Origin of the sequence: Chryseobacterium sp. RLHN22, from assembly GCF_051011795.1 — a bacterium.
Taxonomy (GTDB): Bacteria; Bacteroidota; Bacteroidia; order Flavobacteriales; family Weeksellaceae; genus Chryseobacterium; species Chryseobacterium zhengzhouense.
In genome coordinates, this window is the sequence record NZ_JBPCHW010000015.1 from 1 (window position 1) to 21,190 (window position 21,190).

At 34.5% G+C, this 21,190-nt stretch carries 18 protein-coding genes and 2 pseudogenes; 7 read left to right on the forward strand and 13 right to left on the reverse strand.

Annotated elements, in window-relative coordinates; translation table 11 throughout:
* Positions 1-164: pseudogene (locus ACR1PN_RS14465) on the forward strand (IS982 family transposase); the annotation flags it as partial.
* Positions 165-361: 197 nt separating this feature from the next.
* Here ACR1PN_RS14465 and ACR1PN_RS14470 read toward each other — a convergent pair.
* On the reverse strand, positions 362-751 hold the full coding sequence (locus ACR1PN_RS14470) for a DUF4293 domain-containing protein (RefSeq protein WP_433980610.1): 390 nt from the start codon (positions 749-751) through the stop codon (positions 362-364).
* 144 nt (positions 752-895) lie between these two features.
* Between ACR1PN_RS14470 and rho the strand changes: the two genes are divergently transcribed.
* Both rho and ACR1PN_RS14480 read left to right on the forward strand, forming a co-directional pair.
* Complete coding sequence (rho, locus tag ACR1PN_RS14475) at positions 896-2,716, forward strand: transcription termination factor Rho (protein WP_433980611.1); 1,821 nt, start codon at positions 896-898, stop codon at positions 2,714-2,716.
* Positions 2,717-2,976: 260 nt separating this feature from the next.
* Positions 2,977-3,573 (forward strand): superoxide dismutase, encoded by a 597-nt coding sequence (locus ACR1PN_RS14480; RefSeq protein ID WP_433980612.1) that lies wholly within the window; start codon positions 2,977-2,979, stop codon positions 3,571-3,573.
* A 71-nt stretch (positions 3,574-3,644) separates the two neighbouring features.
* Here ACR1PN_RS14480 and ACR1PN_RS14485 read toward each other — a convergent pair whose 3' ends face one another.
* The 4 genes and pseudogenes from ACR1PN_RS14485 to ACR1PN_RS14500 form a co-directional block, all read right to left on the reverse strand.
* Positions 3,645-5,525 carry a T9SS type A sorting domain-containing protein gene (locus ACR1PN_RS14485; RefSeq protein WP_433980613.1) on the reverse strand — a complete coding sequence of 627 codons (1,881 nt, stop codon included), beginning with the start codon at positions 5,523-5,525 and terminating at the stop codon, positions 3,645-3,647.
* A gap of 4 nt (positions 5,526-5,529) precedes the next feature.
* Entirely contained in the window at positions 5,530-6,345 is an 816-nt protein-coding gene (locus ACR1PN_RS14490; RefSeq protein WP_433980614.1) for a hypothetical protein, read from the reverse strand.
* 453 nt (positions 6,346-6,798) lie between these two features.
* Positions 6,799-6,882, reverse strand: a pseudogene (locus tag ACR1PN_RS14495) (hypothetical protein); the annotation flags it as partial.
* A gap of 297 nt (positions 6,883-7,179) precedes the next feature.
* Positions 7,180-8,379, reverse strand: coding sequence for an endonuclease (locus ACR1PN_RS14500; protein ID WP_433980615.1), 1,200 nt, complete (start codon positions 8,377-8,379; stop codon positions 7,180-7,182).
* A 239-nt stretch (positions 8,380-8,618) separates the two neighbouring features.
* Between ACR1PN_RS14500 and ACR1PN_RS14505 the strand changes: the two genes are divergently transcribed.
* Positions 8,619-11,348 carry a carboxypeptidase regulatory-like domain-containing protein gene (locus tag ACR1PN_RS14505; protein WP_433980616.1) on the forward strand — a complete coding sequence of 910 codons (2,730 nt, stop codon included), beginning with the start codon at positions 8,619-8,621 and terminating at the stop codon, positions 11,346-11,348.
* 13 nt (positions 11,349-11,361) lie between these two features.
* Positions 11,362-13,422, forward strand: a complete 2,061-nt coding sequence (locus ACR1PN_RS14510; RefSeq protein ID WP_433980617.1) for a DUF5689 domain-containing protein — start codon at positions 11,362-11,364, stop codon at positions 13,420-13,422.
* A 319-nt stretch (positions 13,423-13,741) separates the two neighbouring features.
* On the opposite strand, the gene ACR1PN_RS14515 is transcribed toward ACR1PN_RS14510, so the two are convergent.
* From ACR1PN_RS14515 to ACR1PN_RS14535, 5 genes are all read right to left on the reverse strand, one after another.
* Entirely contained in the window at positions 13,742-14,212 is a 471-nt protein-coding gene (locus ACR1PN_RS14515) for a DUF6702 family protein (protein ID WP_433980618.1), read from the reverse strand.
* 56 nt (positions 14,213-14,268) lie between these two features.
* On the reverse strand, positions 14,269-15,021 hold the full coding sequence (locus tag ACR1PN_RS14520) for a TIGR00730 family Rossman fold protein (RefSeq protein ID WP_433980619.1): 753 nt from the start codon (positions 15,019-15,021) through the stop codon (positions 14,269-14,271).
* 6 nt (positions 15,022-15,027) lie between these two features.
* The gene (locus ACR1PN_RS14525; protein WP_433980620.1) at positions 15,028-15,741 is read right to left on the reverse strand and encodes a nucleotidyltransferase family protein; all 714 of its coding nucleotides are present in this window, start codon (positions 15,739-15,741) and stop codon (positions 15,028-15,030) included.
* Between the two features lie 71 nt (positions 15,742-15,812).
* Positions 15,813-16,220, reverse strand: coding sequence for a RapZ C-terminal domain-containing protein (locus ACR1PN_RS14530; RefSeq protein ID WP_378176361.1), 408 nt, complete (start codon positions 16,218-16,220; stop codon positions 15,813-15,815).
* Positions 16,221-16,373: 153 nt separating this feature from the next.
* Positions 16,374-17,393: an aminoglycoside phosphotransferase family protein gene (locus ACR1PN_RS14535; RefSeq protein ID WP_433980621.1), complete on the reverse strand. Its 1,020-nt coding sequence runs from the start codon at positions 17,391-17,393 to the stop codon at positions 16,374-16,376.
* Between the two features lie 50 nt (positions 17,394-17,443).
* On the opposite strand from ACR1PN_RS14535, the gene xrtF reads away from it, so the two are divergent.
* Positions 17,444-17,965 (forward strand): exosortase family protein XrtF, encoded by a 522-nt coding sequence (gene xrtF, locus ACR1PN_RS14540; RefSeq protein ID WP_433980622.1) that lies wholly within the window; start codon positions 17,444-17,446, stop codon positions 17,963-17,965.
* Complete coding sequence (locus ACR1PN_RS14545) at positions 17,962-18,408, forward strand: exosortase F system-associated membrane protein (RefSeq protein WP_433980623.1); 447 nt, start codon at positions 17,962-17,964, stop codon at positions 18,406-18,408. The genes xrtF and ACR1PN_RS14545 overlap by 4 nt, the downstream gene beginning before the upstream one ends.
* A gap of 130 nt (positions 18,409-18,538) precedes the next feature.
* Here the strand turns inward: ACR1PN_RS14545 and ACR1PN_RS14550 are convergent, their stop codons facing one another.
* The 3 genes from ACR1PN_RS14550 to ACR1PN_RS14560 form a co-directional block, all read right to left on the reverse strand.
* On the reverse strand, positions 18,539-19,531 hold the full coding sequence (locus ACR1PN_RS14550) for a cation diffusion facilitator family transporter (protein WP_433980624.1): 993 nt from the start codon (positions 19,529-19,531) through the stop codon (positions 18,539-18,541).
* A gap of 193 nt (positions 19,532-19,724) precedes the next feature.
* Complete coding sequence (locus ACR1PN_RS14555; protein WP_433980625.1) at positions 19,725-20,714, reverse strand: aspartate-semialdehyde dehydrogenase; 990 nt, start codon at positions 20,712-20,714, stop codon at positions 19,725-19,727.
* Between the two features lie 31 nt (positions 20,715-20,745).
* Complete coding sequence (locus tag ACR1PN_RS14560) at positions 20,746-21,183, reverse strand: hypothetical protein (RefSeq protein WP_433980626.1); 438 nt, start codon at positions 21,181-21,183, stop codon at positions 20,746-20,748.
* Positions 21,184-21,190: the final 7 nt, after the last annotated feature.

A 21,190-nucleotide genomic window follows, 5' to 3' on the forward strand; every position in this document is an offset into this window, starting at 1 on the left:
AACTCAAGAATATTTGTCAAATAGAGCATACCCGTCACAGAAGTTTTGACAACTTTGTTCTGAATATTTTATCGGCTTTAGCTGCTTATTCATTCTTTGATAAAAAACCATCAATAAACACCAATGACGACATTATTGACAAAGATAGATTAATCGCTGCTTAAATCGAACTCACGTTAATTATATACGTCGCAAGTTTATATGAAATGTTGCAGAACTGTTAAAATATTTAATTCCCACAGCTTGCACAGGTTAACACGGATTTTATTTAATCATCTGTGAAAATCTGTGCAATCTATGGGAAAACAAAAAAACAGCTCCCAAAAAGGAAGCTGTTCTCACTCAAAAAATCGTTGTAAGGCTATCGAAGTCGGTCTACAGATTTTACGAGCCTCTCATCTTTTTTGATATAGATGTTTGCCAGAAACAAACAAATTATCGCAATCGATGGGAAAATCGGCTCAATACCCTTCTCAGGAAAATCTATTCCTCCGGATAAGTTTTGTAACCAGTACGCCAATACACCAATCAACAAAGCGTTTATAATGATGCTGAAATTATTCAGCATGATTTGTCTTTTTCTGTTTTTAAAGCTGAACAGACTGAATGCTCCTGCCAAAACTAAAATGACCGATGCAACTTTAATTACCGGAATGCCTCCGAAGACTTCAACATCTTGCCCCGTAATAAATAAGAAAACTGCTGCTAAAACCGACAGCAATATCCAGATTGTCTGTATTCTTTGTAACATGAAATTTAAATTCAGAAGCAAAAATAACATAAATTTTGCACAATTCAAAAATAAGTGTAGATTTGCAATATACAATGTACTTGAAAACAAAAGTCACCTGACTTACTTTTCTTACTCACAATTAATTACATTTTTACATTAAATATGTTTAACATAGAAACGTTAAGGTCAAAATCCGTAACGGAATTGACTAAAATCTTAAAGGATTTAGGCGTTAAGGTTGCAAGAAACAGCAACGAAAATGATAAAATCTTTGCTATTCTTGATTTTCAGGCATCTAACCCTAAAGTTACAAAAGATTATTTCAATACCACAGAAGTAACAGCAACAAGTGCGGAGGAAAAGCCAGTTGAAAAGCCAAAACCAGCACCTAAAAAACCAGCTGCTAAAAAGACGGCCAAACCAAAGGCTGAAACTGAGGTAAAAGAAACACCGCCTGCAGCAGAGCCGGAAGTTCCCAAAACAGAAGAAGCTCCGGTAGAAGAAGTGAAAGCAGAGGCAGAAGTCGCTCAAGAAACGACAGAAGAAAAACCGGCTCCTTCCGGCAACAAGCAAAAAAGAAAAAGAATTTCAACCCCTGCACAAAGCAGCGAAATTGAAGCGACAGGCACAATAGAAATTCCTACCAATACAGATTCTCAGCCAGCTCAGGCAAAAGAAGACCGACCAAAAAGACCGCAAGGTCAGCCTCAAAATCAGAAAGGTCAAAATCATCCACAGCAAAACGGTGGAAATTCTCAAAACAGAAACCAAAACAACAACCAGAATCCTAATCAAAATCAGAATAGACAACAACAGCAGCATTCTGAAAGACAGGAGGAGCAACAAGAGCAGAAAAAAGAGTTCAGCTTTGACGGAATGGTGAGTATTGAAGGGGTTTTAGAAATATTACCGGATAACTACGGATTTTTGCGTTCATCAGATTTTTCTTATATTTCTTCACCGGATGATGTGTATGTTTCTACAGCACAAATCAGAAATTTTGGTTTAAAAACCGGAGACACTGTAAAAGGAATCGTTCGTTTACCGAAAGAAGGAGAAAAATATTTTTCTTTATTAAGACCAACGGAAGTTAACGGACGTGATTTAGCATTTATTAAAGACCGTGTTGCTTTTGAATATTTAACGCCACTTTTCCCTGAAGAGAAATTTAATTTAGCAGGAAATAATTCTACAATATCTACAAGAATCGTTGATTTATTTGCACCTATCGGAAAAGGACAAAGAGCAATGATTGTTGCACAACCGAAAACCGGTAAAACAATGTTGCTGAAAGATATTGCCAATTCTATTGCAGCCAATCATCCTGAAGTTTATATGATGGTTCTTTTGATTGACGAACGTCCTGAAGAAGTTACCGACATGGAAAGAAGTGTAAATGCAGAAGTTATTGCATCTACTTTTGATGAAGCAGCAGATAAGCACGTAAAAGTTGCCAACCTTGTTTTGGCAAAAGCTCAGAGAATGGTAGAATGTGGTCATGATGTTGTGATTCTTTTAGACTCAATTACAAGATTGGCAAGAGCTTACAATACCGTAACTCCGGCTTCAGGAAAAGTACTTTCGGGTGGTGTTGATGCCAATGCGCTTCACAAGCCGAAAAGATTCTTCGGTGCGGCAAGAAAAATCGAAGGAGGTGGTTCTTTGACGATTATTGCAACGGCTTTGATTGATACAGGTTCTAAAATGGATGAAGTTATTTTTGAAGAATTCAAAGGTACAGGAAACATGGAACTTCAATTGGACAGAAAAATTGCCAACAGAAGAATTTATCCTGCAATCGATTTGGTGGCATCAAGTACGCGTCGTGATGACTTACTAATGGATGAAGTTACTACGCAGAGAATGTGGATTTTAAGAAAATATCTTTCTGAAATGAATCCTGTGGAAGCGATGGAGTTTGTCAACAAAAATATCAGAGGAACTTTGAATAACGAAGAGTTTTTGATGTCGATGAATAAATAAGATTTAATTTTTTGATATAAATAGAAAGCAGTCAGAATTAGACTGCTTTTCTTTTTTGATAAAATTATAATGAGTAAAAATAATTTTAAATCATATTATAAATTTTCATTTGACTTAAATTTTCATAAACATAGAAGATAAAGGTATTTATTAAAGTTTTTGTTATTATCAATGTTAAAGATTTATTAAAATAATCCGTAATTTTTGAAGTTGGCTTGAATATTGGCTAAATTTGAATCATAACATTAAAAATAAAACTTATGTCATTCGAATTACCAAAATTAGGATATGCTTACGAAGCTTTAGAGCCAACCATTGATGCAAAAACGATGGAAATTCATCATTCAAAACATCACCAAGCATATGTCGACAATTTAAATAAAGCCATCGAAGGTACTGACCTTGATGGATTAACCATTGAAGAGATCTGCAGAACTGGTGTTGAAAAACCTGTTGTAAGAAATAATGGGGGAGGTCACTTCAACCACACTTTATTTTGGGAGATTTTAACTCCAGGTGGAAGCAAAGAACCAGTAGGAGGTGTGAAAACGGCTATCGAAAATTATGGTGGTTTCGAAAAATTCAAAAATGATTTTTCTGATGCTGCAAAAACAAGATTCGGTTCAGGATGGGCATGGTTGGTAAAAAATGAAGACGGATCTGTTTCTGTAACTTCTACTCCGAACCAAGATAACCCGTTAATGCCGGTTGCAGATGTAAAAGGAACTCCGGTTTTAGGATTGGATGTTTGGGAACATGCTTATTATTTAAACTATCAAAACAGGAGACCTGACTACGTAACGGCGTTCTTCGATGTGGTAAACTGGGATAAAGTTGAGGAATTATTCAATAAATAGTCTTCACTTGCTATAAAATAAAAAAGGTTCAGAATTTTCTGAACCTTTTTTTGTTGTTATCTTTTTGTTTATTATTTTACAATAACCTTTTTAGTAACTGTTTTATTGTTAACGTTAATATTTAATAAGTAAGATGCTTTAGGTAATCCCTGAACATTTACTTGTGAAGAATTGCCCTTCAGTACACTTCTTCCTGAAATGTCAAACAATTCCCAAGAAGTGATTTTTTCATTTCCTGAGTCTATGTTGATGAATGTGGAGGTGGGGTTGGGGAAGATTTTAATGTGAGAATAACCAAAAGTGTTCTTTGAAATCATTTTTGACCCTTTTATTTGGGGTTCTGAAAAATTATCACTTTCATCACAAGGAGCAATATAAGCATGAAAATTACCTGACTGATGACTTGTAGCATAAAACCCTGCTGTCCCATTTGGTGCTGGTTTAAGAATTATTTCATCAACTGCTCTAAATTCTACATTAATATTGGGATAGATTGCAGATGCAGAAACTATATGGGCTCCTTGAAAATTCGTAGCAGTTTGAATTGGTTGATATACTTCAAAATCCCATATTTCTAAACATGGCAGAGGACAATTTTTAAATGAAATATCAGGGCCGGGTGGATTTGTATTATTTATGAAAATAGAACTTTGCGGAATTCCATTAATAGAATAATTTAAATAGGCCCAAATATTAAAATCAGTATTAGCATTATACCCATTCGGATAAAGGTCATAAAAGTCAAGATTTTTTAAAAAATTACCACCTGGTGCAGATGTTATAATATGTGTACTAACAACATTATTTGAATTATCTACTACTTGTAAGGTGACATTTGTAAAAGAAGCGTTACTAGGTAATGTAAAATTACCAGTAATTGGAATGGGGAATTTTGGACATTGATCTTTAATAGGGTGTAAAAAAAGATTTGGATTAAATGTTGCCGGACCACAGTAAGTTCCACAAAAATCATCAAAATATCCATATGCCCGATGCCCCCCTTCTCCACAATCAGCAAGATAAATTTCTAAAGTAACAGTATGACCTATCAAATTTGAAGTGTCAATATATTCGCATGACCAATTTGTATAAAGTAAACCATTACCCACATTATTAAAAATGGGATTATTTTGATTTCCCATTACTCTACGTTCAAAAACAATTTGATTATTATTGCTGTTATCCCTTAAAATAACTTGATAATATGGATTTTTGTTTTTACTAGGATCATTTGGATCTAGATGATCTGCTTTTTCTAAAACCAAGGCAAAAGCATAACTGATATAAAATTCATTAATTACAAACTGCCTTGTCATTTTAGTAACATCATATTCTGCATTATTATTGTTATTTAGCATTATAGCATGCCTACCGCTTTTAACTCTTGGAAGATTTGAAAGTAAAGGGTCATTAATTGAGGAATCTACAATCGTTGCTAAATTTGTTGGAGAAGGAGTAAATGAAGTTAAAGGATTATTGTTAAAAGGTCTCCATAAAGGGTTGTTTGTATAGTTAAATGGCGCGTTGTAATTTGTACTATTAAATGACTTTGTAAAAAAAGAAAAGCCCGCATATGATGCATTCTCAAATCCACTATTTACACATTGTTGTTTAAGTGTTGTAGAGTAAAAATATTTTAGTTTTTCTGGATTTTGTTGAAAAAATAGGTCTCTTAATTTTTGTTCTTTCGCCTGAAGTAAGGCTACTTCATAAGAACTTCCTGATAAAGAATTTCCTTCTTCATCTTTAATGTTATTCACATTATTTATTACTTCTGTAAAATCTGTAGTATTTATTTTTTGATTAATAAAGATTTGTATTTCATTTTCAATAATCTGTACATGGTTCAAACGTATTTGTTCCTCGTATAGATATTCCTCTTCGTAAGATTGAGCAAAAGTTTTAAATAAACCAATGAATAAAGCTATAGTTAATATAATTTTAGTCTTCATATGGCTATTTATTTTTGTTTTCTAAAGACTCAATTCTCTTCTGCTGCTCCTTAATTAGTTTATTCTGCTCAATCGTATACAGAGTAAGTTCTTCAATTTTTTGAAGAAGCTTGATTTGAAATTCACCAACATTTACACCTTCTTTTTCCATTTGTTTTGCAGAAGCAATTTCCGGTAAGTGTTTTTTCTCCTTAATGTGCTTTTCGACGTCTTCTAATTTTGGTAAATCGTAATCATCAGCGAATACAAAGTCAGCAGTTGGAGTAAGGGTTACTTTTATTTCTTTGGCTTCGAACTTACCTTGTAGAGAAGCATTGCTGCCTTTTACAAAAAAAGTATGTCCAATTTGAGTTCCGCCAGAAAAGTCTTCTTGGTAATTAAGAGATAAAACGTTGTTTGTATCATGAACAATAGCTCTTCCTCCTGTACCTCTTGCTTGGTAACTTAATTTTAAATCTCCCAAACCATCATAGAATAAATAATTACCATTGCTGGCAACTCTAAAATTTCCAGCTACATCTAAAGTAGATTGGGGATTTTCTGTATTTATCCCGGTGTAACCCGACTCTGAAATATATACAGTACCATATCGAGATTTTAATTTTATATGATTATGTGTTTCAAATTGTATTCCTCCCCACCAGAATGTATCTAATACCCAGCCTACATTCGTAATTAGTTTATTAGATATTCTATAATTTTGATGTTCTGTGGGATAATTTTCAAATTCTTTCCCTATTAAATTTTCAAAAAACGTATTTTGTTGTGCTTGAAAGCTAATAGACAATAATAAGGTTGATGCTAATAAGATTTTTTTCATGACTTTTTAATTTTTTTTAATGTTAGATTTTAGTTATTTTTTTATTTAATTGTGTGTCTGACGTTCAGGACCTCTATCCGGAGAATAAAGCAGAGTGTGAAGCCGACGCAAAACCAACGTAGATAATAAACTGTTTTTCCATTTTTTTGATTAAATTAATTGTAAATGTGAATTGACAATTAATCATTTGTAAATATCTGTAACGATTTGGATTAGTGTGGGTTTTTCAAATGAAAAACTTGTAATCTTGATTAAATTACATTCAATTTTTCTTGGCAAAATTAAAAAAGAAGGATAGCAGAATTGCTAATAAAGTGTTTGAGTTTTTCATGGATATTTTGTTATTAGTTTTAAATTGAAATTTGTTCAATATATGGTGAATAACAAAACTAATGAAAAATTTGATTAAAGAAATAAATATTTTATGAATTTTATCTTAAGAAGTCAGCACTACTAAGGACTCAAACTTAATCCGCATTTTTCTTCCGAATCGTAATCAATAAGAGGCTTAGTAATATTTCTGTATTTTCCTGACCTATAATAAGAATTTCATTCAATTACTAAGATTGCATTGTGTTTTTAAAATAAGTTTCACAATACCGGCTGATTGGTTTGCAACTGCATCTATGAAATAATCAATTGAGTGTCGATTACTGTTAAATCCCATTCTCTATCGTCATTTTTTCGGGTTTCATTGCAGATTCTTTCTTTTCTTTTGATGGGTTATTCGGTATCAGTAAATTTAATGGTAGAATGATTAGGATAATATGATAAGCAAATTTTTCATAACAAATGAACGGTATAAAAAAAGCACTCCAAATAGAGTGCCTTTGTTTATTTTTTGATGTATTCTTTCTGAAGAACCGAAACGGCCGGAAAGTGATCACTGTAACCACCTGTAAACCGGTCACCATCCCAAGAACGGAACGGATAACCTTTCCATTGTCCTTCTTTATTAACAAGATAAGAAGGTGCATAAATCTCTGCTTTAAAAACGGTGTACGTAGGCGTAAGTTTTTCTTTTGAATATAAATTCTGTGAAACGATAATCTGATCAAACAAATTTGGAGCATCCCGATAGGCTAAAGACGCAACTCCTGCTTTATATAACTTGTACATTAGATTATAGTAAGGTTTTTTGTCAGATAAATCTTCAGGGCTTTCCACGGCACCTAAATGTTTTTTTAAACTTGGACTTACAGGATCATCGTTGTAGTCGCCCATTGAAATTAGTTTAATTCCGGGATGTTCAGCCGATAACTTATCCATTTCTGCTTTTAAAACCGCTGCTGCTGCATTTCTTCTTGGCTGTGAAGCCGCTTCTCCGCCACTCCTTGAAGGCCAGTGATTCATAAATACAGCAATTTTTTCTCCATCCAAAAGTCCGATTGCAACCAAAACGTCTCTTGTATATTGTCTTTTACCGTCTTCATTATACACTTTAATCTCTTTAGTGTAAGAATCCTGAAGGGTAAATCTGTTTTTCTGATAAATGATCGCAATATCAATACCTCTTGCATCGTAAGAATTGTAATGCACAATACCATAGTTGCTTTTTGCTAAAATCGGCTGCTTGATGAGATCTTCAATCACTTGCCTGTTTTCAACTTCGATAAGACCGCAAATTGCAGGATTATCATTGGTGTACTGTCTTCCAAGCTCAGAAATTACTTTGGCTTCGTTAGCCAATTTTTGATTGTAATATTTTGTACCCCATCTTTTTTTGCTGTTTGCCGTGAAATCATCGGCTAAAATCTGATGACGGATTACTTTTTTTCCTACCAAAAGCTCATTACTCCATTCTCCTTTATAATCTTCGGTTGTTTCTAAAAATTTAAGTGAATCTATAGGTACACTTCTATGAAATTTAGGATTTGAAAATGGTAAAGTTCCATCGATATAATCTGCAGAAGCAATGGTGTCCCAAAGGTTTTCTACATTTAAGAAAGCTACAGCTGCTCTTTTAACCTGTTTTTGCTGAGAAAAGCTAAAAGTAAAGCATACAATTGCTAATATGAGTGCGAATTTTTTCATGTTTTCGTAGTATTCAAAAAATTGAGGCGGTAAAATTACACATTTTTAAATCAATAAAATATTAAATTAACTTTAAGAGTGGTTTTTTGATTTCAATCATAAAGAAGCTATATTTTTAGGATATCATTTATTTGTTAAGAATATTTAATAGAATAAAGTGCAGAAAATGTTTGAGTTAATGAAAATAATCCTAAATTTGTTGCCCCTTAAATAAAGAAGGTGTTTAAAATAAGTTTATTATGATTAAAAAACTATCCCTAATCTCTTTGTTTACTTTATTGCCTGCATCTTATTACTATGCGCAAACTACTGTTTATGCGTATGTTAAAGGTCAGGATGGTAAGCCGGTAGAGAGAGCAGAGGTTGATCTTGAACAATCTGTTGATGATGTAACTGCAGACAAAATCGGTTACTTCCAGTTTGTAGATTTAAAGCCAGGACATTATCTCATTACCATTACAAAACCAAATTTCGATTCCAAGATCGTAGAGTTTGATGTAACGGCAGATGAGAAAAGAAAAGACTTGGGTGTAATTGTACTGAACAACAGTTCAGCAACGGATGCCGGAGTTGTTGTGATTGATGATTCTGCGAACGATACTGAAGACGGAGGTTCTGCTATGCAGCCTACTGTAGGGCTTTTGAGTTCAGGTAGAGATGCATTTCAAAATGTTTCTGCTTTTGAATTGGGAGCTTATTGGTTCAGACCAAGAGGGGTAGATAATCGTTTTGAAGATGTTTTATTCAATGGGGTGTCTATGTCAAAGAATGATGACGGTAGAATCGACTTCAGCAACTGGGGTGGTTTGAACGATGTTACAAGATATCCTTATGAAAACGTAGATAATATTACTCCTTCGGAATATACATTTGGTAATTTAGGAGGTGTTGTTTATTACAATACAAGAGCTTCTTCATACAGAAAACAAACTTCATTAGCCTATTCATTCACCAACAGAAGCTATTTGCACAGAGCAATGGCAACCTACAACTCAGGGATGACCAAGAATGGTTGGGCATTTACTTTCTCAGGAAGCAGAAGATGGGGTGATAATGCGATCATCGATGGAGTTTATCAGGATGCTTATGCATATTTTGCATCAGTTGAGAAAAAATTCAGTGAAAGACACTCAATCAACTTCACTGGTTTTGGTTCTCCTACATACAGAGCTTCAAATGCTCCAAATACACAGGAAGTTTATGACTTAATGGGTAAAAACTATAATTCATATTGGGGATGGCAAGATGGTGAGCAAAGAAATTCAAGAATCAGAAAAGTATTCGAACCAATGTTCATGCTTACTGATTATTTAAAAATTGGTAAAAGCTCCAACTGGACAAACACAGTTTCTTACCAAATCGGAAGCGATGCAAGAAGCAGATTAGACTGGTTCCATGCAGCCGACCCGAACCCTACTTATTACAGGAAGTTACCAAGCTACGGTCTGCTAACGGCTGATGAATTCAGAGCACAGGCTCAGATCGACTGGAACAGTCTTTATCAGGCAAACTATCTAAACAATCAGAACATGGATGCTTCTAAAAGAGGAGCTGTTTACACAATTGTTGAAGATGTAAATAAAGATAAAACATTCAACTTTGCGTCTCATTTCGATACCAGATTAAAAGAAAACTGGAAGCTGAATGTTAACTTTAATTATCAGAATTTAAAATCAGATAATTTTAGAAGAGTAAAAGATTTATTAGGGGCAAATTATGCATATAATTTAAATGCATTTAATAATGATGTAAGATATAATATTGATGATGAAAATGTTGAAGTAAAAGTAGGTGACAGAACACAGTACTCTTATGAACTGACAAAAAACCACTATTCATTAAATGTTTCATCAGAAGTAGATTTCAACAAGTTTAATATTGTTGCTTCAATATTCAGTTCTTATTCTGAGTCTCAAAGAGATGGGCATTTCAGAAGTGGTCTGGTAAATTTCCAAAACAATTCAAAAGGAAAGAGCGCAATTTATGATGCTTTAGATGCAGGTTTGAAAGGTAAAGTAACCTATAAAATCAATGGTAAAAATTTCATCGTTTACAACGGAGCGTTCTTTAGCTTAGCACCAACGCTTAATGAACTATATATCAACCCAAGAGCTGTGGATTATTTAACTCCGGGAGTTAAGAATCAGATCATCAATTCAAATGATTTAAGCTATATCTTAAGAAGTCAGATCTTAAAACTTAGAGTATCAGCTTTCTATACAACGATCAGCAATTCTACAGAGATTTCTAGATATTATGCAGCAGTAAGTGATCAGACAGGATCTGTAAACACTTTGATTAACGAAGCAATGACGGGTGTTGACAAAAGATATATGGGAGCAGAGCTTGGTTTCGATGTTAAAATTACGCCTACTTTAAATGCAACCGGTGTTGCTAGTATCGGTGAATACAAATATACAAACCGTCCAAATGTGTATTCATTTGATGATTTAAACGATTTTAGAAGCTATGGAAAAGCAAACATCAAAGACTACAAAGTTGCAGGAACTCCACAGAAAGCATTTTCATTTGGTATAAAATACAATTCGCCAAAATACTGGTGGGTTGGTGCATCTGCGAATTATTTAATGGATCAGTATCTTGATTTTTCAGCATTAAATAAAACAGCTTCCATGTATACAAATCCGGGAACAAACGACCCTTATCCTGGTGCAACTCCTGAGCTTATTCAGCAATTGACGGCACAGACTAAATTCGATGATCAGTTCATGTTGAATGCCAATGCCGGAAAATCCTTTCTAATTGGTAAATACAGAATGGGAATCAGTCTATCAGTAAATAACATTCTGAATAACAGAAATTATGTAACCGGAGGTTTTGAACAAGGAAGATTGGCGAACTTTCCTGCAGTGCTCGAAGAGTCACAGAGACAAACTCCATATTTCGGACCAAAACTTTGGTATGACAGAGGAACTACATTCTTTACAAATGTTTATTTAAGATTCTAAAATTAAAGTAATAATGAAAAAATATAATTCAATTTTAAAATATATTTTCGTAATGTTCGCAGCTTTGATAATTACTGGCTGTGTGCATGATGATAAATATGATGAGCCCAACCTTGACGGTTATCAGTGTGCAGATCTTACTGCTACAATGACACTTACTCAGCTGAGAGCTAAATATACAACTGCTACTTATGTATTTCCCGATGATTCTAATGATATTGTAGAAGGATATGTTTCTTCCACAGATGAAACAGGAAATATCTACAAGACTATTTACATTCAGGATAAACCTGAAAACCCTACACAAGGATTTGTAATCAGTGTAGATGCTGTAAGTACCTATACAAAATATCCTCAAGGATCTAAAATCTATATTAAACTAGCTGGTTTGGCTTTAGGAACTTATGGTGGAGTAGTTCAGTTAGGAGTAAAAGATGCTGCGGGATCTACAACTTCAGTAGCGAGAATTCCAGAGAAACTTGTACCGGCAAGAATTTTCAGATCGTGTTCGATCAGAGAGAATATTATTCCTAAGAAAATGACTTCTTTACAGATGGTTTCTGCAAACGATCAGTATATCGGATGTTTGATCCAGATGGATAATGCAGAATTCGACAGCAGAATCTTATGTACAAACTTTGCTCCGAATGGTGTTACTGTTGACAGAATCATCAGAGATAATACAACAGCGACAACAAGAGTCGTAAGAAACAGTGGTTATGCATCATTTGCTAATCAGATTCTTCCTTCAGGAAACGGAAAATTTGTTGGTATTTACAGTAAATTCAACAGCACTTACCAAATGTACATCAACAAGGTTACTGATCTTGAGATGACTAAATTCCCGAGAATCGACGGTATTGCATCAAACCCTTGTGAATACAGCGACAATGGATTAACTCAGAAAACAGTTGCTGAAGTTAAGCAATTGGCTACAAGCCCGCTTACATTGATTACCGGGGATTTTGTTCTTAAAGCTAAAGTAACGGCAAACGATAAATCAGGAAACCTTTTCAAATATATTTATGTTGAAGATGCTACTGGAGGTATTAGAATCAATATCGATAAAGCAGATATGTTCAACGATCCTAGATTTGTTGTAGGTAAAGAAGTTTATGTAAAACTTAAAAACTTATATGTAGGAGCTGTTTCAGGCGAAATTCAGCTGGGAAGCCCTTTCAGTGGAGCAGTTGGTAGAATTGCAGAAGCAGATGTTTATAAATATTTCTTTGATTCTAAAAAACCAATTACAGCAGTTACTTCTACTGAGAAAATGATTAACGAGTTTACTACAGCTGACGTAGGAAGATGGGTTAAAATTAAAAACCTTCAGTTTATTGCGGGAGATTTAGAAAAAGTATATGCTTCAGGAGCAGTTACCAACAGAACTTTAGAAGACTGTTCAGGAAATAAAGTGATATTGAGAACCAGTAATTTTGCAGATTTTGCAGGGCAGGTAATCGAAGGCGGAAAAGGAGATGTTTATGGTATCCTTAGTATTTTTAATGGAACTTACCAACTGTGGATTACAGATGTATTGGGCGCGGATTTAGATGATCCAAGATGTGATGGCTCAGTTTACACGCCACTTCCAGTATTGTATAAAGATGATTTTGCTGCAGGAGGTTTCGGAGGGGACTGGACGACTGTAAATGTTGCAGGTCCTAATCAGTTTTGGAATACTTCAAATCAAGGTAATGGATCAAATTACTATGCTGTTGTGAATGGAGTATTAGGAAATATAAATGAAGATTGGCTGATATCAAAAACAGTGAGTTTAGTAGGAAAAACTAAGGCTGCTGTAAGCTTCACAACAGATGTAAGATATTCAGGACCCGCACTTCAGGTGTACGCAACTGAAAACTATACAGGAGATCCTGCTACAACGACTTGGGTTGCTTTACCAGCATCATTAGATACAAACACTGCGGCATTCGGAGACTGGGTGAGCTCAGGAAACGTAGATTTAGCAGCATTCTTAGGTAAAAATGTAAGAATTGCATTTAAATATACATCAACATCTTCTGCTGCAGCAACATGGGAAATTGATGATTTCAAAATCAAAGGTCAATAATATTTGATACTTGTAAAATATGAAAGACGAACAGTAATGTTCGTCTTTTTTTGTTTAAATAGCTCTGTTTTATTTTTGATTAAAGTTTAATTTTTAATAGTTAGCTGCTCCATCGGAGCAGTATTTTTGTAGAAGAATAAATTATAGACCTTGCGCTCCGTAGGAGCGTGACATTTATGTATAAAATCTTAATCTGGTAATTTAGATTGTCATAATATACATAAAAAGAATTTCACCAACTATTTCAGACTATTATACCACAAATATCAAAATAAAAAACCACTGCAAAAGCAATGGTTCTGTAATTTAATTAAAGCTCTTAAAAAGAAACCTCATTCACCTCTTTTCCGCGCTGAAAATTCATTGTTTTCTGATTTCCCTTATACGCAATGTTCACAATGTTGAACTGTTTAGGAAAAGCGCTTAAAAGTATCGAATTCTTTATTTTTAAACTGCTGATGTCAGAAACACCTCCTGTTTCAAAATATACCCAAACCGTTTCTCCGTTTACCTGACTTCCTGTGAAAGTTAAATTCTTGGGAGCACCGTTTACAAATACATCAAAGTTATTGTTCACATATTTTTTTACTTCAGCTTCAAAACCGGCAGTATTCCTGTTGATCTTTATCGCATCGGAGATATGACTCGTATTCATTTTTGTTGTAAACTTCAGGGTCTTACTTCCGTCGACATAATCCACCTTCGTCATCGAAGAATAGAAATCAAAAACCGTGAAACTCATCATTATTAAAAATGTAAAAATACTCGATAGATATAAAAATTTTTTCATCTCAATTTATAAATTATAGCATTTTGCTAAATAGATTGGGTCAAATTTAGTGCCAATTAAAAATTAACATTTACAGAATATTTATCATAGAAAGCCTTAATATGAGCCACTGCTTCATCTGCGCTGTCTACCACACGATAAAGATCGAGATCACCTTCAGAAATCATTCCTTCTTGCAGTAAAGTTTCCTTAAACCAACCCAGTAAACCACTCCAAAATTCTGATCCTACCAAAACAATCGGAAATTTACCGATTTTATTCGTCTGAATTAAGGTAAGCGCTTCAGTAAGCTCATCTAAGGTGCCAAATCCACCCGGCATTACGATAAATCCCTGCGAATATTTTACAAACATAACCTTTCTTACAAAGAAATAATCAAAATTCAAAGAGTATAACTTATTGATATAAGGATTAAAATGTTGTTCGAATGGTAAGTCAATATTTAACCCGATCGATTTTCCTTTTGCATTGAAAGCTCCTTTATTGCCGGCTTCCATAATTCCGGGACCACCGCCTGTAATTACGCCAAAACCAATTTTCGTAATCTTTTCGGCAATTTCTACTGCCATTTGATAGTATTTACTTTCCGGTTTTAGTCTTGCCGAACCAAAAATAGAAACACAAGGTCCTATTTTTGCCATTCTTTCGTAGCCGTCAACAAATTCTGCCATTACTTTGAAAACCATCCAGCTGTCTTTGGTAATGGTTTCATCCCAGGTCTTTTCTCTTAGGCTGTTATGCAGCTTTGTTTCGTTAATGTCTAATTCTGTATTTTCTAAACTTTCGTCTCTCGTTCCTTCAATGCCCATTTTAAATCATTTAAAATATTTCTCTGCTTCAATCACAGATTCCGGTCTTCCCACGTCCACCAAAATGCTGTCATGTACAAAGCCATGAATTTTTTCGGTCTGCATCAGATCCAGATATTCTTCCATCACAGAAAACTTCCCTGTTCTTTTAATCTTATCAAAAATCACAGGGTTGATGCAGTGTACTCCGCTAAAAGCAAAAGGTCTGAATCCCTTGTTGAATTCTGCAAGACGCTGTTCTCCGGTCTGCACATTGAGCCATCCTCTTAAAACCAGATCATCATTAAACAGCAATTTTCTCGAACTCTCTCTGTCTGAAACTGCTAAGGTAACAAAATCTTTAATTTCTTTATGGTATTTTACAAAATCATTGATGTTGATATTCGTCAGGATGTCAGCGTTCATGATCAGGAAGTCTTCTCCGTGATTGAGGAATTCTTTAGCAAAAATCAGGCCGCCTCCGGTTTCCAGCAATTCATTTGATTCATCAGAGATTTCAATCTTACAATTAAAGTTGTTGTTTTCCTTTAAAAAACTAACGATCTGATCCCCAAAATGATGGATGTTGATCACAAAATCGGAGATCCCGAAGCTCTTAAGATAATCGATATTTCGCTCTAAAAGAGGGATTCCGTTGACTTTGGCCAAAGCTTTCGGATGATGATCTGTAAAAGGTTTCAGACGGGTTCCTTTTCCTGCTGCAAAAATTAATGCCTTCATTATTTATAATTGATAGGTGATGAATGATGGTTGATGATGGTTTGGTTAAATCATTTATGATTTATCAGTCATCATTTATTCAGTTGGTGCTGCTCATCGTGATGAAGGCTTACTTCAACCTTATCGCCATATTTTTCTTCGATGAAATGCGCAATTTTGATGGCTGAATAAACCGATCTGTGCTGTCCGCCCGTGCATCCGAAGTTGATCTGAAGATTTTCAAAACCTCTTCCCAAATAATTATCAATGTTGATAGAAACCAAACTTTTGATTAATTCTAAAAATTTTGGCATATCGGTTTTTGTTTCCAGATACTCCTGAACTCCGATATCGTTTCCGGTCTGGATTTTATACTCTTCAACTCTTCCCGGGTTTAAAATTCCCCTGCAGTCGAACGTGAAACCACCACCGTTTCCGGTTTCGTCTTTGGGAATTCCTCCTTTTTTATATGAAAAACTGTGGATGTCTATGTGTAGCATATTTTTATTTTTTTTACCATTATTCATTGATGAAAGTCTTTAATGACTTCGTTATATTATTTGTAAAGAAATTAATCAATAATCCTTGAGGTTTTTTAGAACTTTCTTTTTTCTTCATAAAGCTTAATATTCTTAACTTCTTAAATATAAAACTTAATGGTTCAATATTTCTTCAATTTTAAGTTTTGTTTTCTCCGAATTTAATTGTTCGATCACTTTTTTAAGCTCAGGGAAATCTTTCATGTCTTCCCAGTTTTGAGCAAATTCTGTGATGTTTTGAATTCCTTTTGGGATGCTTGAAATGAAATGTTGCTTCCTTTGAATCAGTCCGCGGAAACCATAAGCTCCCAAAACCTGCAGAAATCTCATCATCTGAATTGGTTTTACCGAATTTCTTAGTTGAATCTGATTTTTTTTATTTTCAAACTGCTGAATGTAAAATTCAAGCATTTCACCTTTAAAATTTTCGGAAAAATTAGCTTTAGCCTGAAACAGAAAAGAAATAACATCATACATCAGCGGACCTTTCATTGCCGATTGGTAATCGATAAATGAAACTTCATTTTTCTCATTGATCATAATGTTTCTTGCCTGAAAATCCCGGATCATTATTCCTTTCGGTTCTAAATTTTCGATGATGGTAACGATTTTTTTGAACTCTTTAAGTAATGTAGATTTATGGTATTCCAGTTCCAAAACATCGGCAACAAAGTTTTTGAAATAATACAGATCATGCATTATGGGAAGTTCATCATAACTTTCATATTCAAAGGTTTTCCTGAAATCTATTTTCCCGTCGGTTTTTGTCTGAAGCTCAAAAAGTTTTTGAAGAGTCTGCCTTACCAATGACTGTACATTTTCAGATAAACCTTCTTCAGCAATGGTTTCTGAAAAGGTTTTGCCACCCAGAAATTCCTGAATATACATTTTTCGATCATCTGAAACTGCAAAAATCTGCGGCGTATTTAGATTAAGATCACAAAAAACTTCAGAGTAATACAGGAAACTTTCGTTTTCAGCAATATTTTCATTGTAAGTAATGATGTATTTTCCTTTTGGATTTTCAGCCCGAAAATTTACTCTTGCAGAACCGCTTTGAGCTAATGTGATAAAATCAACAGATTTTTCACGAAAATGGCTTTCAAAAAATAATTTTGCGTTTTCAGAAGTCATAATAGGGTAACAAATATACTAATTTACAAGCTAATTGCTATCTTTGCAGTATGTTAAAAGACTTTAAACCTGTTTTGGGTATTTTGCTGCGCTTTATCATCATTTATCTGGTGCTGCTTTTTGCGTATCAGTTTTACCTTAACAGTTTTAAAGAATCTGGTCTGGATCCTTTTTCCAAGATGATTACAAGACAGGTCATGTTTCTGCAACAAAGCCTTGGTTATCCTTCTGCACTTTATGATGATGTGCCCAATCAGCAGGTTTGGTATCATGTAAAAACAAAATTTACAACAAGAATGGTGGAAGGATGTAATGCCATATCGGTGATGATTCTTTTTGTATCTTTTATTTTTGCTTTTTATAAAGGAACTAAAACTTTCGTTTTTGTGGGAGTAAGCCTGCTTATACTTCATATAATGAATGTATTAAGGATTGCAGGTCTTAATATTGTGTACAGTGATTATCCTAAATATGGAAAAATGACACACGATTATGTGTTTCCTGCCGTAATTTATGGGACTGTAGTACTACTTTGGCTGATCTGGATTAAATTTTTTGCATTAAAGAAATGAAAATTCTAAGCTGGTTATTGGTTGTTCTCAGTATTGCAGGTCTTATCTCAGTACGAGTTTTAGAAGATCAGATTTTTTACGATCCTTTCCTTAAATATTTTCATGAAGCAGATAAGCAGACCGGATATACCGAATTTCAATGGGGACGTTTGATTTTGAGCCATTTATTGAGATTTTTGCTAAATCTTTTGTTCTCCTGCATCATCATACATTTTATTTTTAAAAATAAAAACTGGACTTTACAGGGAGCTGCATTAATCTGTATTGTTTTTGCAATTACTTTTCCTATTTATCTTTATTGTGTTTTCACAAAATTCGAGATTGGCTTTCTCTTTTCGTTTTATATGAGAAGGTTTGTGATCCAGCCTTTGATCTTGCTTCTTATTATTCCTTTGTTTTACTATCGAAAGCAGATGCTGCTGAGAACAAATTCCCAACAGTAATTTTATGATCTATTTAGCCCAGATCGCAGCGGTTACCCCACAACAAGAATTTGATAGCGTAGGCTTTAGTATAGGAAAGAAGATGAGCGAGGAGTATGAGCGCAGAGCTGGAAATAGCTCCTGAAAGGATTTAAACTGTATGTTTTTCTATGCTTGTTACATTTTCCGGAGTCCATTTTATGCGTTTTTCAAAGGGAAGTTCACGTACCGGGCAATTCATAATCTGGCAAACCGGGCACGAAATTGTTTTACAATCATCCATGTGGAAATTAAACTCAACAGTCCGTTTTGTGTTTTTTGCCAATAGAATAATCACATTTTCCATTTCCTGGTGGGCTTCACGAAGACTGTAATAATAGGGAAGTGTTATGTGTGCATCGATATGAAGAGAAGAACCAAACTGCTGGATTTTCATGTTGTGAATATCGATCCATTCTGTTTTTCTGTTCTGTTCTAAAAGCTGGATAATATTGTTTAAAAGTTCAGGATCCTGCTCATCCATGATCCCGCGCAGTGATTTTCTGACGATTTTATAACCTACAAAAATAATGTAGAAACCGAAGATTAAAGCAACCACAGAATCGATCCAGAAAATCTTTGTAAAGTAAACAATAATTAAACTGACCACAACGCCTAACGTGGTAATGGTGTCGGATTGCAAATGCTTTCCGGAGGAAACCAGAACCAGAGAGTTTTCTTTTTCTCCCTTTTTCACGGATATATAACCCAAAATATAATTGATAATGGCAGTTGCTGCAATAATGGCAATTCCCCAGTCTAATTCGTTTAAAACCTTTCCTGTAATTAAGCTGTTGATACCTTCATAGATAATCATAATTCCGGCAATGGCAATGAGAGCGCCTTCTATTCCGGAAGTTACAAACTCCACTTTTCCATGACCGTAAGGATGATCTTCATCTTTGGGTTTTGAAGCTAAATATAACGAATACAATCCCATAAATGCACTGATAACATTTACAATACTTTCCATAGCATCAGAAAAAACGGCATCAGAATCTGTGAGCTTCCATGCAATAATTTTTCCGACAAAAAGAATGATCCCGAAAACTGCAATAAGTTTCTGGAAGCCGAGTTTGTTTTTATTGATATTCTTTGTTGTCATTACTATCTGTTCAATTTTTTGAACACTTAAAATTTAATTTCAATAGGTTTTTATCCTATTCTTTAGAAAGTCGTCCCTTCGGGACTTTTTTAGAATAAATTACCATCAACTGACAACCAGACACCATCAACCAAAGATAATTATTCGATAAAAAAAAGAATCTCTTTTGGAGACTCTTTTTCTTTTTGTTAGCTTATACTAAGTTGTTTTCTACCAAGTATTCTGCAATCTGTACTGCGTTTGTTGCAGCACCTTTTCGCAGATTGTCTGCCACAATCCAGAGGTTAAGTGTTTTCGGTTGCGAGAGATCTCTTCGGATTCTTCCTACAAAAACCTCATCTTTCCCTTCTGAATATAAAGGCATCGGATATTCGTTATTTTTTACATCATCCATTACCACAACTCCCGGAGTTTCAGATAAAATTTTTCTTACTTCATCAAGATCAAATTCGTTTTCGAATTCAATGTTTACACTTTCAGAATGTCCTCCCTGAACCGGAACTCTTACAGCAGTTGCCGTTAAATTGAATGTGTCATCGCCCAAAATTTTCTTAGGCTCTTTCATCAGTTTAATCTCTTCTTTAGTGTAATCGTCGTCTGCGAAAACATCGCAGTGTGGCAATGCATTTTTAAAGATCTGATAAGGATAAACTTTTTCCGCATCTTCTCCTTTGATTTCTGAATTAAGCTGATCAACTGCAGCTTTTCCTGTTCCTGTTACCGACTGATAAGTAGAAACAATTACTCTTTTTAAATCATATTTTTTATTCAATGGACCTAAAACCATGACCAGCTGAATGGTAGAGCAGTTTGGGTTTGCAATAATCTTGTCTTCTTTTGTTAAAACACCTGCGTTGATTTCAGGAACAACTAATTTTTTAGTAGGATCCATTCTCCAGGCTGAAGAATTGTCGATTACGGTCGTTCCGGCTTCAGCGAAAAGAGGTGCGAATTCTAAAGAAGTTCCGCCTCCAGCAGAGAAAATTGCAATTTCAGGTTTGGCAGCTATAGCGTCGTTCATGCTTACGATGGTAAATTCTTCCTGTTTATACTTCACCTTCTTACCAATAGATTTTTCCGATGCTACCGGAATTAATTCGGTGATAGGGAAGTTTCTCTCTTCGAGAACTTTAAGCATAACCTGTCCAACCATTCCTGTTGAACCTACTACAGCTACTTTCATTGTTGTTTAAAAAAAATTAAGTTAATATAAATTAAGCTCCGAAGACTCTTGCCCACGGAAATGCATATCCGAATAATGCTACAGCGATTAATCCCATGAATACGATTCCTAAAGAAATGGTGTCATTAGATTTTACTTTTTTGTTGATAATGGTCATCAAAACTGCTGCAATAAGCATAGAAGCGGGATGTTCTACATACTGAAATCTTGAATAAGCGTTACTCATGAGTGTTCCTGAATCTAAAGCAGCTTTCACCGCCGGAGACGTAAACCACAATATAATTCCCACCAAAAATTGAATGTGGAAGAAAATCATGGTGAACAGGGTTGTTTTCTTCAGGAATTTATTTACTTTCCCGCTGAAACCAAACATAGTAGCCAAAAGTGCAATAATAAATAAGGCTACCAAAAGGAGCTCAAGATAAGCGAACCCTTTATGAGCATTGATTAAAATTTTGTAAAAATCCATACTTCTA

Excerpts from the sequence above, each read along its gene's own strand:
- ACR1PN_RS14470 (WP_433980610.1), bottom strand. The coding sequence starts at position 751 with ATGTTACAAAGAATACAGACAATCTGGATATTGCTGTCGGTTTTAGCA.
- rho (WP_433980611.1), top strand. The coding sequence starts at position 896 with ATGTTTAACATAGAAACGTTAAGGTCAAAATCCGTAACGGAATTGACT.
- ACR1PN_RS14480 (WP_433980612.1), top strand. The coding sequence starts at position 2,977 with ATGTCATTCGAATTACCAAAATTAGGATATGCTTACGAAGCTTTAGAG.
- ACR1PN_RS14485 (WP_433980613.1), bottom strand. The coding sequence starts at position 5,525 with ATGAAGACTAAAATTATATTAACTATAGCTTTATTCATTGGTTTATTT.
- ACR1PN_RS14490 (WP_433980614.1), bottom strand. The coding sequence starts at position 6,345 with ATGAAAAAAATCTTATTAGCATCAACCTTATTATTGTCTATTAGCTTT.
- ACR1PN_RS14500 (WP_433980615.1), bottom strand. The coding sequence starts at position 8,379 with ATGAAAAAATTCGCACTCATATTAGCAATTGTATGCTTTACTTTTAGC.
- ACR1PN_RS14505 (WP_433980616.1), top strand. The coding sequence starts at position 8,619 with ATGATTAAAAAACTATCCCTAATCTCTTTGTTTACTTTATTGCCTGCA.
- ACR1PN_RS14510 (WP_433980617.1), top strand. The coding sequence starts at position 11,362 with ATGAAAAAATATAATTCAATTTTAAAATATATTTTCGTAATGTTCGCA.
- ACR1PN_RS14515 (WP_433980618.1), bottom strand. The coding sequence starts at position 14,212 with ATGAAAAAATTTTTATATCTATCGAGTATTTTTACATTTTTAATAATG.
- ACR1PN_RS14520 (WP_433980619.1), bottom strand. The coding sequence starts at position 15,021 with ATGGGCATTGAAGGAACGAGAGACGAAAGTTTAGAAAATACAGAATTA.
- ACR1PN_RS14525 (WP_433980620.1), bottom strand. The coding sequence starts at position 15,741 with ATGAAGGCATTAATTTTTGCAGCAGGAAAAGGAACCCGTCTGAAACCT.
- ACR1PN_RS14530 (WP_378176361.1), bottom strand. The coding sequence starts at position 16,220 with ATGCTACACATAGACATCCACAGTTTTTCATATAAAAAAGGAGGAATT.
- ACR1PN_RS14535 (WP_433980621.1), bottom strand. The coding sequence starts at position 17,393 with ATGACTTCTGAAAACGCAAAATTATTTTTTGAAAGCCATTTTCGTGAA.
- xrtF (WP_433980622.1), top strand. The coding sequence starts at position 17,444 with ATGTTAAAAGACTTTAAACCTGTTTTGGGTATTTTGCTGCGCTTTATC.
- ACR1PN_RS14545 (WP_433980623.1), top strand. The coding sequence starts at position 17,962 with ATGAAAATTCTAAGCTGGTTATTGGTTGTTCTCAGTATTGCAGGTCTT.
- ACR1PN_RS14550 (WP_433980624.1), bottom strand. The coding sequence starts at position 19,531 with ATGACAACAAAGAATATCAATAAAAACAAACTCGGCTTCCAGAAACTT.
- ACR1PN_RS14555 (WP_433980625.1), bottom strand. The coding sequence starts at position 20,714 with ATGAAAGTAGCTGTAGTAGGTTCAACAGGAATGGTTGGACAGGTTATG.
- ACR1PN_RS14560 (WP_433980626.1), bottom strand. The coding sequence starts at position 21,183 with ATGGATTTTTACAAAATTTTAATCAATGCTCATAAAGGGTTCGCTTAT.